This is a genomic window from Curtobacterium sp. MCPF17_001, from assembly GCF_003234615.1.
GTDB lineage: Bacteria > Actinomycetota > Actinomycetes > Actinomycetales > Microbacteriaceae > Curtobacterium.
The window spans coordinates 229460-249308 of record NZ_QKSL01000004.1 but is presented as its reverse complement, the minus strand read 5'-3'; the positions used below and the strand labels follow the sequence as shown (position 1 = coordinate 249308).

Annotated in this window: 15 protein-coding genes, 1 rRNA gene and 1 pseudogene; 13 read left to right on the top strand and 4 right to left on the bottom strand. The window is 69.2% G+C overall.

Annotated features, from left to right (window positions below; translation table 11 throughout):
• From rrf to DEJ24_RS06100, 3 genes are all read left to right on the top strand, one after another.
• Nucleotides 1-107: ribosomal RNA gene (gene rrf / locus DEJ24_RS06110) — 5S ribosomal RNA — on the top strand; the annotation flags it as partial.
• A gap of 124 nt (nt 108-231) precedes the next feature.
• The gene (locus DEJ24_RS06105; RefSeq protein ID WP_111077730.1) at nt 232-1164 is read left to right on the top strand and encodes an NADP-dependent oxidoreductase; all 933 of its coding nucleotides are present in this window, start codon (nt 232-234) and stop codon (nt 1162-1164) included.
• Between the two features lie 218 nt (nt 1165-1382).
• Entirely contained in the window at nt 1383-1532 is a 150-nt protein-coding gene (locus DEJ24_RS06100; protein ID WP_258374745.1) for a hypothetical protein, read from the top strand.
• Between the two features lie 91 nt (nt 1533-1623).
• On the opposite strand, the pseudogene DEJ24_RS06095 reads toward DEJ24_RS06100, so the two are convergent.
• Together DEJ24_RS06095 and DEJ24_RS06090 are read right to left on the bottom strand one after the other, a co-directional pair.
• Nucleotides 1624-1968, bottom strand: a pseudogene (locus tag DEJ24_RS06095) (very short patch repair endonuclease); the annotation flags it as partial.
• A 120-nt stretch (nt 1969-2088) separates the two neighbouring features.
• On the bottom strand, nt 2089-4530 hold the full coding sequence (locus tag DEJ24_RS06090; protein WP_111077729.1) for an excinuclease ABC subunit UvrA: 2442 nt from the start codon (nt 4528-4530) through the stop codon (nt 2089-2091).
• A 278-nt stretch (nt 4531-4808) separates the two neighbouring features.
• On the opposite strand from DEJ24_RS06090, the gene DEJ24_RS06085 reads away from it, so the two are divergent.
• The 6 genes from DEJ24_RS06085 (at nt 4809) to DEJ24_RS06060 (ending at nt 8529) form a co-directional block, all read left to right on the top strand.
• On the top strand, nt 4809-5174 hold the full coding sequence (locus DEJ24_RS06085; protein ID WP_146245945.1) for a hypothetical protein: 366 nt from the start codon (nt 4809-4811) through the stop codon (nt 5172-5174).
• A 56-nt stretch (nt 5175-5230) separates the two neighbouring features.
• On the top strand, nt 5231-5632 hold the full coding sequence (locus DEJ24_RS06080; protein WP_181436542.1) for a hypothetical protein: 402 nt from the start codon (nt 5231-5233) through the stop codon (nt 5630-5632).
• A gap of 297 nt (nt 5633-5929) precedes the next feature.
• On the top strand, nt 5930-6625 hold the full coding sequence (locus tag DEJ24_RS06075; protein ID WP_181436541.1) for a DUF4839 domain-containing protein: 696 nt from the start codon (nt 5930-5932) through the stop codon (nt 6623-6625).
• A 132-nt stretch (nt 6626-6757) separates the two neighbouring features.
• The gene (locus DEJ24_RS06070; RefSeq protein ID WP_111077725.1) at nt 6758-7234 is read left to right on the top strand and encodes a hypothetical protein; all 477 of its coding nucleotides are present in this window, start codon (nt 6758-6760) and stop codon (nt 7232-7234) included.
• Between the two features lie 163 nt (nt 7235-7397).
• A complete protein-coding gene (locus DEJ24_RS06065; protein WP_111077724.1) occupies nt 7398-8231 on the top strand; it encodes a hypothetical protein in 834 nt (277 codons plus the stop codon).
• Nucleotides 8224-8529, top strand: coding sequence for a hypothetical protein (locus DEJ24_RS06060; RefSeq protein ID WP_111077723.1), 306 nt, complete (start codon nt 8224-8226; stop codon nt 8527-8529). The genes DEJ24_RS06065 and DEJ24_RS06060 overlap by 8 nt, the downstream gene beginning before the upstream one ends.
• A gap of 6 nt (nt 8530-8535) precedes the next feature.
• Here DEJ24_RS06060 and DEJ24_RS17380 read toward each other — a convergent pair whose 3' ends face one another.
• Nucleotides 8536-8937 carry a response regulator transcription factor gene (locus DEJ24_RS17380; RefSeq protein ID WP_375334694.1) on the bottom strand — a complete coding sequence of 134 codons (402 nt, stop codon included), beginning with the start codon at nt 8935-8937 and terminating at the stop codon, nt 8536-8538.
• Between DEJ24_RS17380 and DEJ24_RS17185 the strand changes: the two genes are divergently transcribed.
• From DEJ24_RS17185 to DEJ24_RS06035, 4 genes are all read left to right on the top strand, one after another.
• Nucleotides 8895-9293 carry a lactococcin 972 family bacteriocin gene (locus DEJ24_RS17185; protein WP_258374743.1) on the top strand — a complete coding sequence of 133 codons (399 nt, stop codon included), beginning with the start codon at nt 8895-8897 and terminating at the stop codon, nt 9291-9293. The two genes, DEJ24_RS17380 and DEJ24_RS17185, sit on opposite strands and share 43 nt — an antisense overlap.
• Nucleotides 9290-11209, top strand: coding sequence for a hypothetical protein (locus tag DEJ24_RS06045; protein ID WP_111077721.1), 1920 nt, complete (start codon nt 9290-9292; stop codon nt 11207-11209). The genes DEJ24_RS17185 and DEJ24_RS06045 overlap by 4 nt, the downstream gene beginning before the upstream one ends.
• Nucleotides 11206-11868, top strand: a complete 663-nt coding sequence (locus tag DEJ24_RS06040; RefSeq protein ID WP_111077720.1) for an ABC transporter ATP-binding protein — start codon at nt 11206-11208, stop codon at nt 11866-11868. Before DEJ24_RS06045 ends, DEJ24_RS06040 begins: the two co-directional genes overlap by 4 nt.
• A gap of 92 nt (nt 11869-11960) precedes the next feature.
• Nucleotides 11961-13241: an exonuclease domain-containing protein gene (locus DEJ24_RS06035; RefSeq protein ID WP_181436539.1), complete on the top strand. Its 1281-nt coding sequence runs from the start codon at nt 11961-11963 to the stop codon at nt 13239-13241.
• Nucleotides 13242-13280: 39 nt separating this feature from the next.
• Here the strand turns inward: DEJ24_RS06035 and DEJ24_RS06030 are convergent, their stop codons facing one another.
• A complete protein-coding gene (locus tag DEJ24_RS06030) occupies nt 13281-19838 on the bottom strand; it encodes a DUF4011 domain-containing protein (protein WP_181436538.1) in 6558 nt (2185 codons plus the stop codon).
• Between the last annotated feature and the right edge of the window lie 11 nt (nt 19839-19849).

Here is a 19849-nt window from a genome sequence, read left to right as displayed (position 1 = left end):
ATAGCGAGAGGGAAACGCCCGGTCACATTCCGAACCCGGAAGCTAAGCCTCTCAGCGCCGATGGTACTGCAAGGGGGACCTTGTGGGAGAGTAGGACGCCGCCGGACTTCTCTTCATGAAAACCCCTGACACAGGGAGCATCCGCTCCCCATGTCAGGGGTTTTCTGCATTTGTCGGCCACATCGCTCGCTGCCTGGACACCGCGTTCGCCGCAGCCGGTAGACCGGATGCATGCAGGTCGTCGGAGTCACACAGTTCGGAGGGCCCGAGGCCCTCGCCGTCCACGAGGTCCAGGACGTCCACGCCGGCAGCGGTTCCGTGCGGATCGCCGTCCGAGCGTTCGCGGTGAACCCCACTGACACCGGAGTGCGCGCAGGGGAGCGGGACTCGAGCGCAGCCGCTCCGCCCTACGTTCCCGGGATGGACGCCGCCGGGGTCATCGACGAGGTCGGTCCCGACGTCGAAGGTTGGGCTGTCGGCGACGAGGTCATGGCCATCGCGCTACCCCTCACCGGCCACGGCGGCGCCTACGTCGAGCACCTGGTCGCACCGGTCGGGTCGTTCACCCGCATCCCACGCAGCACCTCGATTGAACTCGCGTCCACCGTTCCGATGAACGGCCTCACCGCCATCCAGATCCTCGAGCTCGCCGGCCTCGAGCGCGGCCAGACCCTCGCGGTGACCGGTGCCGCGGGGCTCCTCGGCAACTACGTCGTGCAGCTCGCCAAGGCCGCCGGGATCACCGTCATCGCGGACACCTCGGAGCACGACGAAGCGCTCGTGCACTCCCTCGGCGCGGATCACGTCGTTCCTCGGGGCGACGGGTTCGCCGATGCAGTCCGGGCCATCGTTCCCGAGGGTGCCGACGCCCTCGCGGACTGTGCGGTGCAGCGGGACGTCGTCGTCCCGGCCCTCCGCCACGGTGGCGTCTTCCTCGACGTCCGCGGTTGGCAGGGCAACGGCACAGACGGCATCCGCTTCGAGCAGGTCAGGGTCTTCCGCGAGTACCGGTCGTTCGAGAAGCTCGAGCGGCTCCGGCACGCGGTCGAGAGCGGCACGATCGTTCCCCGCGTCGCCGAGGTGCTGCCTGCCTCGCGTGCCGCCGAGGCGCACCAACGCCTCGAAGCCGGCGGGACTCGAGGACGGTTCGTCCTGACCTGGTGACGGACGTCAGCACGTGACGAATGCCACCATCTGACGGAATTCACCGCGTGACGGACGGGAGGCCCGGGACCGACTGGTCCCGGGCCTCCCGTCCGTCATCGGCGTGCTTCCGTTTGCGTGCCTAGCCCAGCCGCGTCGCCGCGAGGCCGCCGTCGACGTCGAGGATGTCCACCCCGCAGTAGCTCAAGCGTGCGCGGCTGGGGGAGGCACGGCGGCGGATGGTCGTGCTCGGCGAGACCGCGGCGCGCGCTGCGGTGGCGGTCGGCTACCGCAGTGCGTCGCACTTCTCGCGGGACTACCGGGAGGCGTACGGCCGGCCGAGGACGCCGCGGGCGCGCGGGAGGCGTTCGCGGCGGTGGGGTGAGTGAGCCCGAGTCGGCGTGACGCGATGCGGTCCCACAGATCCAGCGCGGCCTCCACGACGTCCGCTGCGCCCTCGACGTCCTGGTGCTCCCAGATCCGGATGACGACCCATCCTTCGCTGCGGAGGACGGCGTCGTGCGACGCTTCACGTCGCCGGTTGGCGAGGAGCTTCGCCCGCCACAGTTCGGCATTCGCCTTCGGCAGGTGCGCGTGCTCGTCGCACCAGTGCCAGAAGCAGCCGTCGACGAAGACGGCCACACGGGCGCGGGGGAAGACGAGGTCGGCGCGCGCCCTCGTCCGGCTGCTGATCCGACGGTCGACGAAGAAGCGGCGACCGCGAGCGTGCAGGGCCCGACGGAGCGCGAGCTCAGGCGCGGTGTCCCGTCGTACGAAGCGGGCCATGTGGCGGCTGCGCTCCTCGTCTGCCTCCCAGTGCTGCATCCCGGGACGGTACCGCCGAGGCGGCGGCGGACGCCGCGCGATCCTGAAGTCTGTGGACAACGTCGGACGGGAGGCGCGGGGCGGGACCGCGCCGCGCCTCCCGTCCGACGACGGCTTCGGTCAGAGGCCGAGTTCGGCGCGGAGGTACGGGGCCGTGCGGCTGTCCGAGGAGGCCGCGACGTCGGTGGGCGTGCCGGCTGCGACGACCTGACCACCGGCGTCGCCTCCGGACGGCCCCATGTCGATGACGTGGTCGGCTGCGGCGACGACCGACATCGAGTGCTCCACGACGACGACCGTGTTGCCGGCATCCGTCAGCTGGGACAGCTGTTCCGTCAGGCGCTCGACGTCGGCGGGGTGCAGGCCCGTGGTCGGCTCGTCGAGGACGTACAGCGTGTGACCGGAGCGAGCGCGCTGCAGTTCGGTGGCGAGCTTGATGCGCTGCGCCTCGCCGCCGGACAGTTCCGGGGCGGGCTGCCCGAGTCGCAGGTAGCCGAGCCCGACCTGGCCCAGGGCGTCGAGCGCGCGGGCGGCGGCGGGGATCGCGGCGAGGAACGGGGTGGCCTCGTCGACGGTCATGCCGAGGACGTCGGCGATGGTCGATCCGTTCCAGCGGACCTCGAGTGTCTCGTCGTTGTAGCGGGAGCCGTGGCACTCCGGGCACGGTGCCCAGCTCCCCGGCAGGAACAGCAGTTCCACGGAGACCGAGCCCTCGCCCTGGCAGACCTCGCACCGGCCGCCCGCGACGTTGAAGGAGAACCGTCCGGCGGTCCAGCCGCGGGCCCTCGCGTCGTCGGTCGCCGCGAACGCCGTCCGGACCGCGTCGAAGAGCCCGGTGTACGTGGCGAGGTTCGACCGGGGCGTCCGGCCGATCGGCTTCTGGTCGACCTCCACCACGCGGCTGACCGTCGGGTGGTCGACCGCCAGAGCAGGCAGCACCCCGCCGACCAGTGAGGACTTGCCGGAGCCGGAGACGCCGGTGACGGCGGTGAAGACCCCGAGCGGCAGGTCGACGTCCAGTCCGCGGAGGTTGTGGCGCGTGACGTCGCGCAGTGCCAGGGTGCCGATCGGCGTGCGGGTGGGGCGGGCCTCCCGGTCGGAGCCCCGCGGCTGCAGGAACCGGCGGGTGACGGACGCCTCGACGTCAGCCAGGCCGTCGACCGGTCCGCTGTACAGGACGGTACCGCCGGCCGTGCCGGCACCCGGACCGACGTCGACGATCCAGTCCGCCTGGCGGACGATGCGCATGTCGTGCTCGACGACGAAGACGCTGTTGCCGCTGGCGCGGAGGTCCTCCAGGACCTGGATCAGCGGCTCGGCGTCGGCGGGGTGGAGGCCCGCACTCGGCTCGTCGAGGACGTAGACGACCCCGAACAGGCCGCTCCGGAGCTGCGTCGCGATCCGGAGGCGCTGCATCTCGCCGGGGGAGAGCGTCGGCGTCGCGCGGTCGAGGCTCAGGTAGCCGAGGCCGAGTCCGGTGAGCACCTCGACGCGGCCGAGCAGGTCGCGGGCGATGGCCACGGCGACCTCGGTGCGCTCGCCCGAGGTGGTCCGTGAGGTGGCGGCGGCAGCGTCGGTCAGCTCGGCCGTCGGGCGGAGGACCTCGGCGACGTCTGACAACGGCAGGGCGTTGAGGTCGGCGATCGTCATCCCGCCGAAGGACACGGCGAGAGCCGCCCGCGTCAGCCCCGAACCACCGCACAGTGTGCACGGACCCGACTCGACGAACTGCAGGACCTTGTTCCGCTGTGACTCGCTCTGCGAGTCCGCGAGCGTGTGCATGACGAACTGGCGTGCGCTCCAGAACTTCCCCTTGTACGGCTTCGCGACCCGGTCCCGCTTCGGGTGCACCTCGACGACGGGCTGCTCCTCGGTGAACAGCAGCCAGTCCCGGTCCGCCTGCGGCAGCTCCCGCCACGGCCGCTCGATGTCGTAGCCCAGGCCGGCCGTCACGTCGCGCAGGTTCTTGCCCTGCCACGCACCAGGCCACGCCGTGATCGCACCGTTGCGGATGCTCAACGACGGGTCACGGACGGCGGAGGCCTCGGTCACCTCGTGCGCGACGCCGAGGCCGTGGCAGCGCGGGCAGGCGCCGGCGACGGTGTTCGGGGAGAACGAGTCCGAGTACAGCTGCTCCGCGCCCTCCGGGTACGTGCCGGCACGGGAGAAGAGCATGCGGGTCGAGTTGCTCAGCGTCGTGAGCGTCCCCACCGTCGACCGGGAGCTCGGGGCACCGCGGCGCTGCTGCAGCGCCACGGCCGGCGGGAGACCCGTGATCGACTCCACGTGCGGGGTCGAACCCTGCGCGATGAGGCGGCGAGCGTAGGGGGCCACTGATTCGAGGAAACGGCGCTGTGCCTCGGCGAAGACGGTCCCGAACGCCAGGGAGGACTTGCCCGAGCCGGAGATGCCCGTGAAGGCGACGATGCGGTCGCGGGGGATGTCGACGTCAACATCGCGGAGATTGTTCTCGCGGGCGCCGCGGACGCGGATGAACCCGTCGCTCGTGGTGGTGGGGTCGAGGGCTGTGGTCGAGTCGCGGGTCGTGCGTGTTGCGGGCATCACTTCGAGCGTAGGCGGGTCCGGGCGGGTCGGTCATGCTCTGGCCCGAGCAGTGATGCGCCCGCGAGCGGTGTCCTCCGAAGTGCGGACTTCCCGATCCTCTGTGTCATGTGGAGTATCAGTACTAGTCGGGAAACTCCCGTCGGAAAGGACATCTCATGCGGAAGCACCTCGCACTCGCGGGCGTCGGCCTCATCCTCACGACTTCACTCGCGTGCCAGCCAGTCGTCGCTCACGCGGCACCGATGGTCCCTCCTTCGGCATCGGTCGAGTCTGGGATGACCGACCTGAGCGTCGAGGACTGGAATGAGATCGCGGCGCGGGCTTCCGCGGCGGGCGATGCGGAAGGCGTCAGCGTTGCTCGTGCCATGGCTGCTCGTGCCGAGCGCGTGGCCCAGGGTGGCTCCGAACACCGCAACATCTGGACGACGATCGCCAAGAAGGCCGTGATCCAGGTCCTCCGCTACAGCGTGAACAAGCTGCCATCGAAGGTCCGCCCGTACGCGAACAAGATCATCGGCGTCGTCGAGGACCTCGATCAGTTCCAGCAGGGGGCAGTCGTCACGGCGCTCGTGCACGTCGGGGTGCCCACCGACGTTGCGATCACCGCGGCACAGTGGATCGTCGTCTTCGTGGGGCTGTGACGATGCAGCCCGACGGGCCGAGACTGCCGGCTTCGTCAATCGGACCCGGTGGGAAGGTGACCCTGCTGGCGTGGTTCATGTCGGCTCTGCTCGTGTCCAGCGCGCCGTTGGTCATCGGGGTGGCAACGGTGGCGCTCGTCCCGGGGCTGGGCGGGCTCCGGGCAGGAGTGACTCCGCTGGTCGTCGTCGGTTGGCTGATGGCCGCGGTGGCGCTGGCGGTCGGGGTCGGTGCTCCGCTCGAACGGGTCGCACGTCGCCTGGTCGGAGGGCCCCAGTGGGCCGGATCGCTGGCAGCCGAGGCTGCGTCGCTCGGCTTCCTGTGGTTGCTGATGGTGCCGATGACGGCAAGTGGGCTGTCAGCGTTGCTCGCTTCGAGCATCAGCGTCGTGCTCTACAAGAGCTTCGAACCGCTGATCGAAAGCTGGGGAGCGAGAGACCGCGCGGTGGACGAGGGCTGATCGGCGAGGTCCGTATGAGACGAGGTGCGTGGCGGGACCGTCACGCGCCTCGTCTCCGTCTTCGCGCCAGCCCTGCGCTTCGTGCAGGAACACCCCCGATCGAGGCGTTCTGGCCTGAGGCCGGTGTGCGGTTCTCCGACAGCATTCCGCACCTGTTCAGGGCAATGCCGAGGGCGGGACTGTGCGCCCCTAGGCTCCGCATGTCAGGTGCAATGCCGGGCATCCTTCAGAGTGGGGCAGAGCATGGGTGAAGAACGTCTGCGGTACGAGACGCGCACAGTGAAGACCGTTCGGGGGATGGAAGCGCGCACTGCTGCGAAGTGGGAGCGGGAGGGCTGGGAAGTCGTCTCCCAAACGCAGCGTCGTGTGCAGTCTGAATTGCAGATTCGTCGATTGGTGCCGAAGCGGTCATGGCGCACTTGGGCCATCGGCGGCGGAGCGGCAGCCGCTGTGGCCGCAGTCGTCGCCCTGGGGGTGACTGGGGTCTTCGCGGACGACGGCGGAGGCACGGAAACAGTCGCCACAGGGCCGCGGATGCCGGCGGAAACGCCTGGTGAAGAGAACAGCCCCTCAGCAACGAAGTCGTCGTCTTCCAGGTCGGAAAACGTCGTCATTTCTGCTGCGTCCAACCCGGAACTCGCGGCGTTGCTGCAGCTCGGCGATTACTGCGACGCCTCCATCAACAGGTTCGCTGCGACGTACGACGGTCGCAGCATCATGTTCGATGGCTCGGTCGCGGCGATGAGCCCGCACGGCAACTACAAGACCCGCTACGACATGTTGATCGGGGCAGGGAACTTCAGCGTAACGGCAGCTCGGGGACCGGCATTCCAGTTCACCGACGTCAACACGGTCTCAGACCTGCATTACGCGGGGAACGTCCCTGACGCGATCGGCGTTGGTACGAACCTGACAGTGACCGCAACTGTCGGTGATTACAACCCGACGACGTGTCTCTTCCAGCTCCAGCCCGTCAAGACCGAGCTCCGGTAGGACTCCGACGTTGATTTGATTGACCACCGGTGCCATCGTCCAGTACCTGCGAAGCGCAGAACCATCCGAGCGTGAGGGCAACTTCTCGGTGTTCCAGCATTCTCTCCTTCAACAGAATCGGCAGTCTGAACAGTGATCGAAACAACCGAGAAGCGTCGCACCACCCAGCACATCGGCGCGGCTGGGGAGCTGCTCGTGCAGTACCAGCTCCTCAAGCTCGGGATCGACAGCGCCCGGCTCACAACGGATGCCGGTATCGACCTCGTCGTCTACGCACCGGCGTCCGGCGGCGCTACGACCGTGCAGGTCAAGACCGTGGAACGGAGCATGCCCGCTGGCGGCCGCGGACGACTGGCGATCGGTTGGAACTTCCCGCACGAGACGCCGGCACAGTTGATGGCGTTCACCCTCCTGGAGACGGACCAAGTCTGGCTCTTCAGGATCAAGGAAGCGCAGCAGATCGCTCAGCAGCACACGACGAGTGGTGTTCGTCGCCTCTACTGGTACACGGACCCCGAGACGCCCCAGCGCGATGGCGTGCCACTCCTCCAGGCGGACATGGCGAACTTCCTGCTGTCGAAGCGTGCTCCGCTGCTGTTCCCACGCTGAGTCTCGACGTCGTGGTCGGCTTATCCTCGACAGCGCGGCCGGTGCCAAGCCCCGCCGCTGGATCGGGGCAGGAGGCCCAGCTCCATTGATCGGGAGGCGCGTGGCGGGCCGGTCACGCGCCTCCCGGTCGGTCGGTACGGTGGATGTGGGGAACGGGGGACCAATGGTCGACGACAGCGCGTGGTCGCCGCCGAAGCGGCGGAACGGCATCGGGTGGATCGTCCTGAGCGGTCTGCTGCTGCCCGCCGGGTGGATCGCGTGGCTGCTCGTCGCGCTCGCCGGGTACAACGGCGTCGACAGCTCGAACCGGTCGCTCTCGGCGCAGACGATGGGCGACGTCGTGGTGACGGTGGTGTGCGCCGGGGTGCCGCTCACCGGGGTCGTCGTGCTGCTGGTGCAGCGACGGCGGGACCGATCGGTCACGCTGGTCGGGCCGGTGGCGTGCGCCGTGTTCGCGGTCCTCGCGGCCGGGACGCTCGGGTACCCGACGACGGGGGTGGCGAAGAGCTGGGCTGCGGATGCCGAGCGCCGTGCGCAACCACTCACCGAGCTCGAGACGAGCAGGACGCAGTCGGAGGCGGAGCAGGACCTCGCGGGCGTCGGGGAGCGCGCCGTTCGCGCGCTGGGCGAAAGCGTGCGTTCCCGGGACGTCGTCCAGGTCACCCTCGAGTGCCCGCTGTCGAATTTGCAGGAGGGTACGCAGTACATGTGGCGATGGTCGGTGCCCTCCGACCCGGAGGGTGAGCCGCAGACCGATGCGGAGCGAGAAGCCGATCAGTTGCCAGCGGACGAGGTCGAGCGGCGACTGGCTCCCGTGCGCCAGGTGCTGCGCGCGGCCGGGCTCCGCGACGCCGACCCGTCCGGCTGGGACATCCGCGCGCTCGGGGACGACTGGCTCGCGGAGGCGAACGCAAGCGTGACCAGGACCTCGGGCGACGTGATGGTCGAGACGACCTGCCTGGCGGGAGGGCCCGGCAACGGGTACGACGATGAGTGAGCAGGACGTGACCGCTGTCCCGAACCACCGAGCATCGACCCAGGTGCGGGTCGCGCTCGCGGTTTCGGCAGCGTGCACCGTGTACGAACTGCTCGCTGGCGCACTCGTGGAGTGGACCGGGCTCGGGTTCGTGCCGCTGCTGCTGGTCGTGCCGGTCTACCTCGTGGCGATCCTGCTGCTCGTGTGGGTCGGGCAGCAGGGCGTCCGGACTGCGAGGACTCTGGCGATCGTCGTCGGGATCGTGCTCGCGGTGTCGCTGCCGATCTCGATGATCGTGGCGCTGGCGACGTGGGACTGACCACGGTCAGCCGCTCCTGCACGGTCCGCTGAGGCTGCCCGGCCGCCGGGTCCTTCCGCCGCTGGGTCTCCCGCCGGTGGACCAGGGCGAGAGGCTCAGCTCCATCGCGCGGGTCACGGCGCGGGTGCGATCGTTGACGCCGAGCTTCTCCAACACGTGGCCGAGGTGCGTCTTCACGGTCGCCTCGCTGAGGAACAGGACGCGGCCGATCGCCGGGTTGCTGTTGCCCTGAGCCCGACGGGTCGGGGTCCTCCGATCGGCGGATGACGCTCTGTGAATACGGGATATGTGGAACTTCCGATACCGGCGTCCACTCTGTACCGTTCCACGCGGCCGACATGGCCGTGGATGAAAAGGAGGTCTGCGTGCAGAGGAAGAACATGATCGCGTCCATCGCCGCAGCGGCACTGCTGACGGTCGGATGGGGAGTCTGCTCGGCCGCGGCGGCTGAGACGGTCGGTTCGGTCAGCGCCGTCGGAGGGGTCCGCGAAGGGGGAGCCTCGGCTGACGAGGGAGACGGAGCGCCAGGAGCGCCTGGAACACGAAACGGTACGGCGTACGTCGGCGGTGGGACGTGGTCGTACGGGGTGTGGAGTGGCGAGGTGCACTCGGTGTACGTGCACGATCGCTCGACGCACCGCGCTTCGGTGAAGTCGTCCGGTGTCACGACCCGCTCCGACTGGATGCCACCGACGAGGGTCGCCTATGCCCACCGGAAGAAGGCGCTCTCGGGGAACCAGGCCTTCTGGGCGACCCGCGGATGAGGAACTTCGCGGCTGCCACCGTGCTCGCGGTGGCGGCCGCGGTCCTCGGTGCGGTGGTGTTCGTGGTCGGTGTGGTCGGCGACGTCGAAGCACTCGGACTCCTCAGCGCCCAGAGCAGCATCGAGATGACTGACATGCCGGCCACCCAGACGAAGGCGAAGCAGACGGCGACGCTGAAGCGCTTGGCTCACGAGACCGGTGTTGCGCTGGCAGTGCTCGTTCCGGACCGCGATGGACGCCCTGACACCTGGAACGCCTATTCCTTCAACGGGACGACGAGCGAACCGGTGTTCCGCGGCAGCGTGTCCACCGCACCGATCGGCGACGGTGGCGAACTCCGTCTGATCGCGATGTACGCGGTCGGCGGACCTGCGCCTGCCGTCAGGGAGTTCCTCGACCGGCTCGAACGGGCGGGGTACCGGTACACGGATGTGTCGCCGCACGCCCTCGAGGCGCTCGCCTCGGCGCTCACGCAGCCGGAATGGTCCGCTGCAGTGTCCGCTGTCGCACTCGGGGTCCTCATCGCGCTGGTCGCGGAATCGCGCCGACGCGCGGCCCGGCAACAGTTGCGTACCACCTCGGGTTGGTCGTACCGAGCTGTGGCAGCACGCGAAGCCCTGGAGATCGCGAGGCTCGTCGGCGTGTTCGCCGTGGTCTTCGTCGGATGCATCGGCGCGACCCTCGCGGGACAGAGTGCGTCCGGGGCGGTCCTGCGGTTCACGGTGATCGAGATCATCGCCGTGATCGTGCCGACGGTCGCATTGCTCGTCGGGGTCCATGCCATGCTCACCGTCCTGACGTGTCGGAAGCTCGGGCCCGGTGCCGTCGTCGGGTGGCCGATGGTCGTCGTCGCTGCGGCAGGCATCGCTCTGGTGGTCGTCGGGACCTTCGACCTGGACTGGACGGCGCAGCGGCGGGTGATGTCCGAGTCGTTGGAGCGGACGCTCGTCCGGGAGGCGGCACACGGCGACGACGTGGTCCTCGGGACGACCTTCACCGAGTACGACGAGGACGTCGCGTTCGGCCGGATCGCGCTCGGACCACTCCTGGATGGAACGGCGAGCATGGCCCGAGTGTCGTTCGTCGACCATCTCACACTGGTCGGTGAGGCGACGGCCGCGCTGGATCAGTACGCGGATCAGATCGCCGCGGGGCATGGCCGTCCGGTGCTGCTCGTCCCGAGCACACTCGGCTCGCGTATCGACGCGCTGCAGGCGGCAACCGAAGCAGACCTCTCGGAGAGCTGGGAAGTGGAGGGCATGGAGCCCCCGGAGCAACTGCGTGTCCGAGCGGTCGTGGTGCCGTCGACCGCGTCGATCGCCCGATCCGTACTCGACTGGACGTCGGCTGTGGCACCAGACGTCCCGACGTGGCCCGAGGTACCAGTGCTGGTGGTTTCCGACCCGACGGACATCGCTCCGAACCGTCTCGGAACGGCGGTGGCGAACGGCGAAGTCCGGTTCACCGACCGAGCAGCGCTCGAGCGGGCCGTGCGCCGTGCCGGCCTCGACGACGTCGTCCTGCAGTACCGACGTGTCGGAGCGACGGTCGAAGGGCAGCTCGCGGTCTTGCGGGGAGAGCGACGGATCGCGGAGGCAGCGCTGATCGCCACCGGCATCGCCGTCGTCTTCGCTGGCTTCACGCTCACCGTCGACCACCGGGTCCGGACACGACGAGCGGCCAGGCTGCGGTTCCTGGCCGGCCGGCACCCGATCGTGCACCACTGGCGGTTCGTCGCCGTCGCTGCCCTGGTCGTCGCTGGTGCTACGGCTGCGACCCGGGCACTGTCCGACCCGGTCGGAACGCCCTCGCTGCCGGCCGCAGCGATCACAGCGGTCGTGGTCGCGCTGGCCACCGGTGCGCTGCTCACGGTGCTGCTCATCGCCACCGCACGCGAAGGAAGGGATCAACCATGACGAACGAGACACTGCTCCGCGTCGACGGGCTCGGGTACGACGTCGCCACCCGGACGCTGTGGAACGACCTCAGTGTCGTCGCCGAACCACACGCCGCGGTCGCCGTCCGCGGAGTGTCCGGGCAGGGCAAGACGACGCTCTTGCGCTGCCTCGGCGGGCTGGAACGACCGACCCGAGGGAGCGTGTCCGTCCTCGGCATCGACATCCACGCTGCAGCCAGGCGCGAACAGCGACGTCTGCGCCGTGACGTGATCGGGTTCGTGACGCAGGACCACGCTGTCGTCCCCGAGTGGTCGATGCGGCAGAACCTTGGCGTCGTTCGCCCACGTGGGGTGACGAGACAGGAGCTCGACATCCGCGTCACCACTGCACTCGATGTCGTCGGACTCGGCGGGCGGCAACGGATGCGGGCCGGGCTGCTCAGTGGCGGCGAACAGCAGCGCATCGCCGTCGCACGGGTCCTGGTCCAACAGCCCCGGGTGGTGTTGGCGGACGAGCCGACAGCGTCGCTCGACGACGTCAGCGCCGCCATGGTGCGGGACGGCTTGGACCTCATCCGGCAACACGGTGGTGCGGTCGTCGTGGCGACGCACGATCCGGAGTTGTCGGCGTGGTGCGAGGCGGAGGTCGATCTCGGAGCGCCGATCGTGAACTCCTGAGCCCCTCGAACAGGTGGTCGCAGCCCGACACGATCACGATGAGGATGATGGAGCGCGGCGCAGAGTCCGTCGGCGTGCGGAGGGGACTGGGGATGCACAACGGCTACGCGGTGATCGACCTCGAGACGACGGGCCTCGCGCCCTCGTACGGCCACCGGATCATCGAGGTCGGCATCGTCCACGTGACCCCGGACGGCGACGTCGAGCGGACCTTCGAGACCGTCGTCAATCCCCAGCGCGACCTCGGCCCCGTGCACATCCACCGGCTGCGCGGCGCCGACATGACCGGCGCCCCGACCTTCGCGGACATCGCCGGCGACCTGGTCGACAAGCTGCGCGGCCGGGTCGTCGTCGCACACAACGCCTCGTTCGAAGCGCGGTTCCTGCACGCCGAGTTCGAGCGCCTGGGCCACCGGTCGCCGTTCAAGCAAGCGAGTACGGCACTCTGCACGATGCGGCTGGCGCAGGAGTTCCTGCCCGGCTCCGGTCGGAAGCTCGCCGACTGCTGCAGCGCCTACGACATCGAACTTGTCGACGCGCACGAAGCGCTCGCCGACGCCCGCGCCACCGCGAGCCTGCTCGGCGCGTACATCGGGTCCTCCCGGCAGGATCCCCGCTGGACCACCTGGGGGACGCGAGCCACGGAGTTGCGGTGGCCGAGCCTCCAGTCCGGTGGTTCGCCCTGGACTGCACGGCGGCGCTCGACCGGCACCGCCGACCGCACCCGCGTGGACGTGGCGACGGACCGCCTGCCGGCCGTCGACGGCGGTACGGAGGCGACGCTCTACGCGGCCGTCCTCGACCGTGCGCTGTCGGACGACCTGCTGACAGCGAGCGACGCCGACCAACTCGCCGCGTTCGGGCGTGAATTCGGACTGCCCGAGCCAGTCCGAGCTGACCTGCACCGCCGCTACTTCGCCGACCTGGTCGAAGCCGTCTGGGCGGGTGGGGTCCTCACGATCCAGGACCACATCCAGCTCGAACGGGTCGCGCGGCTGCTCGGCGTCACGGACGACGAGCTGGAACACGCGGTCCACAGTCGCCAGCCCGCGCGGATGGGCGCGCGGTCGTTCTCCGCCGCGCAGCAGCCGACGTCGACCGCGGCCGTCGAGGAGGAGCCCGCGATCGACCTCGGCGAGGGCAGCATCGTCACGCTGACCGGGGAGATGCGGCGGAGCCGGACCGAGATCGAGGCGGACCTGGCCCGGCTCGGCATCCGGTCAGCGCCGAACGTCACGAAGAAGACGGCCGTCCTCATCGCGGCCGACGTGGACAGCCTGTCCGGCAAGGCGCGGAAGGCCCGCCAGTACGGCATCCCGATCATCGAGGAGGACGTCCTGGAGGCGGCGCTCGCCGCCGCCAGGAAGTCGTGACCATTTGCGGGTACCGGCACAGGCGGTACGCGCACATAGTCACGGCAGCGTGAGCGTCCCGACCTCGGTGCGGCGCAAGCGACCCGAAGCAACGCCGGCCACCGTTGCTTCTGTCATCCGACCCAGCACGGCACTGCTCATTCGTCTGCCGCCGAACAGAGCGTGCGTCTCGCGACGCAGGATGTCCTCCGCCAGCGCTCCGTTCTCTTGCAGGACATGCCGCATCGCGTTGATGATCTCCCGAAGACTGACGCTTTCCACCAGGCGCTCTGCTGAACCAGCGGAAGGGACGCGGAAGTCGTTCCACTGCTCAGGCGCCAGGCCGACCGGCCAGACGAAGCGTTCGTCCGCGCTCCATCGGAACATCGGTGGAACGAGTTCGAGGATCGCTTGCTCTTCTTCCTCCGTCAGCTCGGACGCGAGGAACGCTTCAGCCACCGCCGCGACCAGCGTGCGCGCCGAGACTGGACCTTCGGCTTGCACGACTTCGTAGATGACGCTCTGCACCAACGATGCGTTGTCGGGCTGACGGACGTCTCGCAGGATGGTGCTGACACCAGCAGTCCGTCGCACCCACGGGACGAACGGCTCTACGCTTCCAACAGAAGCGTCAAGTCGCATCGGCGACTCACCGACCGATCCCTCTGGCTCGGTGCCAGCCGTGTGCCGCGGCTCCTCTCGTCGATGGTGAGCCGTGTTGGCGAGTTGCGGCACCGGTGTACCCGCGGTGGTGCTCGCGACCTGAGGTGAAGGACCTCCCCCGTTGGCGTTCTCAGAAGCTGAGAGGCTCGGCGCTTCGCCTGTGACCGCGGAGATCGGTCCGGCCTGGCTCCCTGTGTGCGTCCCCGCGGTCGCCTGCTTGTCCAGGAGAGCAAGGACGTCTCCGGAGTGGCGCTGCGCTGCGGCCACGATGCGGTCGAGCACCACGTCGTGTGACGACAACCATTCAGGAAGCCAGACGCGCTGCACGCTCGGCCAATGCATCAGGCCCTGGAGGACCTCAGTGGGAAGTGCGTCGCGATCGGCGACGGTGGCGCGATCCGCCCAGGCTGCGGTGTCGAGCAGAACGGCCACGACCGGCGAGTCTGGCGCGCTGGCGGAGGCGACGGCGATGTCGACCTTGAAGTCGGAGAGTCCGACGTCCGTGGTCACGGCCAGTCCACGTGCTCGGAGCGCCTCGGCGATCTCCTCGCGGTGTCGGTCAGTGAGCCCGACACTCGAAGGGGCGCCGAGCACGGCGTCGGGGCCGCGTTGCGCCAGTTCGAGGTACGAACGCAGGTGTTTGATGCCCACCGAGTTCGTCTCCTCGGTGCGCAGGTCCTGCGGATCGAAGCTCGAGAACAGGATGACCTGACGCCGGGCACGAGTGATGGCGACGTTGAGCCGCCGCTCGCCGCCCGGGTTCGTGAGCGGCCCGAAGTTCAGCGGCAGGACACCCTTCTCATTTTTGCTGAACGCCGTCGAGAACAAGATCGTGTCGCGCTCGTCACCCTGGACGTTCTCGAGGTTCTTCACGAAAAGCCCGTCGACAGCCGTGTCGAGCGCTTCGCTGATCCGTTCGTCTCCAGACGATCGGAGCAGTTCCTCCACCAGCGCACGTTGCTGCGCGTTGAAGGTAACGACGCCGAGTGACGGGAGCGACTCGGGTGAGTGCGCGAATCGAGCGTGGACCTCAGCGACGATCGCTGCGGCTTCGACCGGGTTCGTCCGGAGCGACTTGGCGGTCGCTCCGGCCCCCGCACGGATGAATGTGCCGTCGACACGGCGGAGGGAGACGCCGTGCCCGTCGAGACCGTCGTCAGCGGTCCCGAGGGCCGGTGCCGGGAAGGAGGTCAGTTGGTCCTCGTAGTAGTGCCGGTTGCTGAAGGCGATCAGCGACTCGTCCTGGCTGCGGTAGTGCCAGGTCAGCTGGTAGCGGTCCACGCGAGCCTGCACGCACTCGGCGAGGATCGACTCCTCGTCGACCGCGACCGACTCCAGCGGGCTCTCGTCGTCCTCGTCGTCGCCGAGGGCAGCTTCGGCGAACGACGTCGGCGGCATCTGCTTCGAGTCCCCGACGACGACGACCGCTCGAGCGCGACCCATCGCGCCGATGGCGTCGGCGACGCGCACCTGCGACGCCTCGTCGAACACCACGAGGTCGAACAGGCCGCTCTTCGCCTCGAAGAACCGCGCGACCGAGTCCGGGCTGACCAGGACACACGGCGTCAGTTCGGTGATGACCTCGCCGTAGGTCGACATCATCTCGCGGAGCTTCATCCGGCTGCGCTGCTTGCCGATCTCGGCGACCAACCGGCCAGCGGGACCGGTCGCGTTCGTCGCCGTGAACGACCGTCGTTCGACGACCTGGTGTGGGATCTGCCGCGGCAGATGGTCACGCACCTCGAGCGCCGCCGCCGTGTAGCGATCAATGTGTCGGACGTGCCCCGGGGCATCGAAGGCCTCGAGACCGGTGGACTGCGCCCGCTCGCGGCGCATGGCCGCAGCGAGACCGCGCTCGAAGGCCTCGATCGCCTCTTCGGCAGGCACCGCCCCGATGAGCAGTGCGTCGTACGCGGCGGTCATGCCTGCTACTCGGAGCGTCCGGAGCGCGTGCCGCCACTGCAACCACGCGAGCGGCGTGACCGCGGTCATCTGCGAGCCGTCACGACCGGCTGCCGTCGCGGACCAGCGCTCCAGCAGCGGTACGTCCTGCAGCCAGCGTCGCCACGACTCGGGAGTCGCGTGGGGCATGTCGAGGAGATCAGCGAGGGCTCCGGCGTACTCGTGGACAGCCGCGAGAACGGTGCCGTCGACGGGCCCGACGCGCGTCGCGCAGCGCTCGAGTGCAGCGCGGAACCGTCGATCCTCGTCGGAGGCGCTCGCGGTGTCCGTCGCACGGACGAGCTGCGTGAGGTCGTCGACCTGCCGAGCGACGGACACCCGGTCGTGGTGCTCGAGCGGACTCCAGGCGGCGTCGACGTCGATGCCCGGAACGGACCGCACGCGACTGCCCAGCGATCGGGCGTGCTCCTGCATCTCAGCGGCACGGCGGGCCAGCGGTACGAGGCGCGCGTGATCGAGTTCGACGTCAGCCTGCAGGACGGATCTGAACTCCTGAGCGACGGCAGCGACGCGCTTCTTCCGGCCGAACACCCCCGATTCCTGAGCTGTCGCTGCGTCATGCGCGATCCGGGGGAGATCCATACGGAGCACGTCGGGCCGCAGGACGGAGAGGACGTCCGTGAAGCGGTCGGCGAAGCCGGCCGTCTCGGAGCCGAGCGAATCCACGGCGCTTCGCCACCGCTCGGTCCGCGCCTCTTCGAGCACCGGAGCGTCTACCGGCGGAGCCTGTAGAACGGCGACCAAGAGCCGGGCGTCCGCTGTCGTCGTCGCCGTGAGCACGGCCTCCAGGACGACGTCGTCGGAGGGGAGGCCCGCGACGGCCGCGTCGAAGCGCCTCACCCGCTGCGCGAGGTCGGCGGCGTCTGCTGCCTCATCTGACGGGTCCACGAACGCCCAGCTGTGGTCCGGACGAGGCTTAGCCCGGAGCGCGAGGTCTGGGAGCTCGCGCAGGACGGTCCGGATCTCATGGAGCTGTGCGGACGTCACTGTCCCGGCCACGGGGAGCGGGACCTCGAGTTCGAACGTCGTGTCGCCGGTTGCGAGCTCTGCGTTCCGGGCTGAGTAGAACGAGCGGCCAGCGGCGTTCTCGGCGTGGAGCTGCACGGCGTACCGGGCCAGCCGTCCGCGCGAGACCGCGGCGTTGTCAGATGCCCGGCGGAGGGCTTCGGTGTCGACGAGCGGGCGCTGTGCCAGGGCTTCTCGTAGACGTGCCCGGACCTCGACGGGCTTGCTGCCCTTGTCGTGGAGATCCAAGGTGAAGGGCCCGAGCCCGACCTGCGCGAGTCGCCGCTGCACGACGTCGAGGGCTGCGCGCTTCTCGGCGACGAACAGCACGCGGCGACCGTCAGCGATCGCCTTCGCCAACAGGTTGGTGATCGTCTGGGACTTGCCCGTTCCGGGAGGTCCTTCGAGGACGAACGTGTGGCCCTCGCTGGCTGCGGCGACGGCCTGCAGCTGCGACGAATCGGCGGACACCGGCAGCTCTCCGAGCAGCTCGTCGAGCGCGCTGTCCGAGGCAGTGGCGTCGAGGTCGACCGGAGCGCCGACGAACGGCTCGGTCGGCTGATCGATGAGGTGCTTCACCAGCGGATTCTCGGAGAGCTCACGCCAGTTCTCGTCGAGGTCCTTCCAAAGGCGGAACTTCGCGAACTGCAGCACCGCGAGGTCGACGGTGGGTTCGATCGTCGCGGACACGCCGGCACCCATGATCGCTCGACGAGTGGCAGCGAAAACGGCGTTGACGTCGATGCCGGACGCGTCCTGCGCCGGTTCCGCGAGCTCGGGGATGCGAAGGCCGTACTCGGCATGGAGCTTCTCGAGAAGGCTGTAGTTCGGTGTCGATGCCCCGGCGTCGTCGAGGGTGATCCGGTAGGTCCCGCCTCTGGCACGCGCTTTCAGGGTGACCGGGACGAGGATGAGCGGTGACCGGACTTCCTTGCCCTTGACCCTCCACACCAGCGACCCGATCGCGATGTACAGGTTGTTCGACCCGGTCTCCTCGACGACGGTTTTCGCCTTGTAGGCGAGGGCTTGGAACTTCCGCGTGTAGTTCGCCGTCGCGGCGTCCGCGAACAACTGCCGCTTGGTCCGGAACAGTGTGGTCCGGTCCGCGTCGGGGAGCTGCGATGCCCACTGCACGCCGCGTTCGCGGACGACCGCGGGCAGCGCGTCGGACGGCAGGAGTTCGATCGACTCTCCGGCGCTGAGGACGTCCTCGAACTCCGCGAGTCCGTCGGACGCGACGAACAGCGGGAACTGCGCCGTCTTCGTGAAGTTGATGAGCCGGTTCCGCAGACTGAGGTCGAGCAGGTTGTTCTTCCACTGCCGGACCCTCGGAGGAGTGTCGTCGTCCGCCCGCGCTGCGGAGCCGTCGAAGACCGGCGGTACGTACGCGGCCGGGTCCGTCCGCTCGACCTGGTACTCGACGACCGTGACCTGGCCGTCCTGCCCGGTGACGCGCGCGGGGAGTGGCAGGATCCGAGCGACGGAGCGGGCGAGGTACAGGTCGACGTACCCGAACAGCTCGTCCAGCCCGTACGCACGGATCTTGTCCACGGAAGCCCGACGGATGTCCCCGAAGGACGCGTCCTGGTCCTCGTCGGTCAGCATGGTGGTCTCCAGCACGGAGATCTGTCCCTCGGCCAGCAGGTTCCGTAACACCGTGTGGTCGTCCATCACCACGTTCGGGAGCTGCTGCTCCACGCGCCAGTAGGCGAGGAATGCGTGCCCCGGTACGACGACGATCATCGAGCGCACGCCGACACGCTCCAGGGCGGCGGCGAGTGTCGTCGCGGTGTCGAGGCACGTGCCGAAGCGGTCATCGAGAACTTCGGCCGGCGTCCGGACCTTCTGACCGACGTCCGACCAGCTCGCAGGCGGAACGCTGTAGCGGACGTGGCGCGCGCGGATCGCATCGACCATGGCCTCGACCGTGCGGTCGACGCGTTCCTCGTCCTGCTGGTAACCGACGAACGAGCCGTCGCCGGTCATGGACCGGAGGCGGTTCGAGGCGTCGTCCATGACCGGTGCGAGTGCCGGGTGGTTCGGTTGCACGTGCGCGGCGAGCATCTCGAGGGAGAGCTCGACCTGGCTCGGGACAAGGAGCCATTGACCTGCGGCGAGGACGTGCACGTCGGCGGTGGCTTCGGCGAGGACGCGGTCACCGTCACGGAGCACTGCTCGCACGCGGCCCGGCCGTGAGTCCTCGACGCCCATCATCTGCGTCGGGTCGAGCGTGAGACCGAGATCGGTCTTGGTCACGGCGTCGGCAGAGGGCTCGAGGTCGAAGAAGTGCTCACGCGGTTCGCCGAGCTCGGCCCCTGCTGAATCGATGCTGACCGTGAGTCGGGCGTTCCTGACCGCCGGCCTCTGATGCAGGATCGTGACGCCGGGTAGCACCCGGACACGGTTGTGGGCCATCGCGTAGCTGACGATGCTGGCCCCGACGAGCGTGATGTCCGTGGAACTCGTCGATCGAGCGGGGGACTCCGTGCGAGCGTCGGTCGGCGCGACCGGTCGGACTGTTTCGACGACCTGCGGCTGAGCCTCGGCGGACCCCACCATCGTCACCTGGAAGTCGCGCCGGAGCGCTGCAGCCTGCTCGGCCTGTTCGGCGGCACCGAGGAGATAGAGGAGTCGGTACACACTGTCGAGTGCTCGGTAGGTGTCCGCGTCGTCGAACTCGGCGTTGTGAGCCCAGCGGTTCCGGATCTCGCGGAGCTCCCCGGCGAGGCGACTCCCGTTCCGGTCGAGGAGCGCGTCGAAGGGGCGGCCGAGACGGGGCAGGGTCTCGGTGACGATCCGAAGCAACACCTGCAGGTCGGCCTTGTCGTAGCGGCGCTCGCCGCCGCCCTTTTCGCGGTCCTTCACTGCCAGGATCTCGGTCCAGGACACTCCGGGACGGAGACGCGGCTCCAAGGTCGACGCGACGATCGGACGCAGTCCCGTCCCGAGCGTCCGCAGTCCGGCAGCGACGTGGTCCGCGTTGTTCATCAGCGGTTCTC

What these genes read in the sequence shown, in the direction of transcription:
- DEJ24_RS06045 (WP_111077721.1), top strand. Translation starts at nt 9,290, where the DNA reads ATGAGGAACTTCGCGGCTGCCACCGTGCTCGCGGTGGCGGCCGCGGTC.
- DEJ24_RS06065 (WP_111077724.1), top strand. Translation starts at nt 7,398, where the DNA reads ATGGTCGACGACAGCGCGTGGTCGCCGCCGAAGCGGCGGAACGGCATC.
- DEJ24_RS06075 (WP_181436541.1), top strand. Translation starts at nt 5,930, where the DNA reads ATGGAAGCGCGCACTGCTGCGAAGTGGGAGCGGGAGGGCTGGGAAGTC.
- DEJ24_RS06085 (WP_146245945.1), top strand. Translation starts at nt 4,809, where the DNA reads ATGACCGACCTGAGCGTCGAGGACTGGAATGAGATCGCGGCGCGGGCT.
- DEJ24_RS06105 (WP_111077730.1), top strand. Translation starts at nt 232, where the DNA reads ATGCAGGTCGTCGGAGTCACACAGTTCGGAGGGCCCGAGGCCCTCGCC.
- DEJ24_RS06100 (WP_258374745.1), top strand. Translation starts at nt 1,383, where the DNA reads ATGGTCGTGCTCGGCGAGACCGCGGCGCGCGCTGCGGTGGCGGTCGGC.
- DEJ24_RS06040 (WP_111077720.1), top strand. Translation starts at nt 11,206, where the DNA reads ATGACGAACGAGACACTGCTCCGCGTCGACGGGCTCGGGTACGACGTC.
- DEJ24_RS06090 (WP_111077729.1), bottom strand. Translation starts at nt 4,530, where the DNA reads ATGCCCGCAACACGCACGACCCGCGACTCGACCACAGCCCTCGACCCC.
- DEJ24_RS06030 (WP_181436538.1), bottom strand. Translation starts at nt 19,838, where the DNA reads ATGAACAACGCGGACCACGTCGCTGCCGGACTGCGGACGCTCGGGACG.
- DEJ24_RS06035 (WP_181436539.1), top strand. Translation starts at nt 11,961, where the DNA reads ATGCACAACGGCTACGCGGTGATCGACCTCGAGACGACGGGCCTCGCG.
- DEJ24_RS06060 (WP_111077723.1), top strand. Translation starts at nt 8,224, where the DNA reads ATGAGTGAGCAGGACGTGACCGCTGTCCCGAACCACCGAGCATCGACC.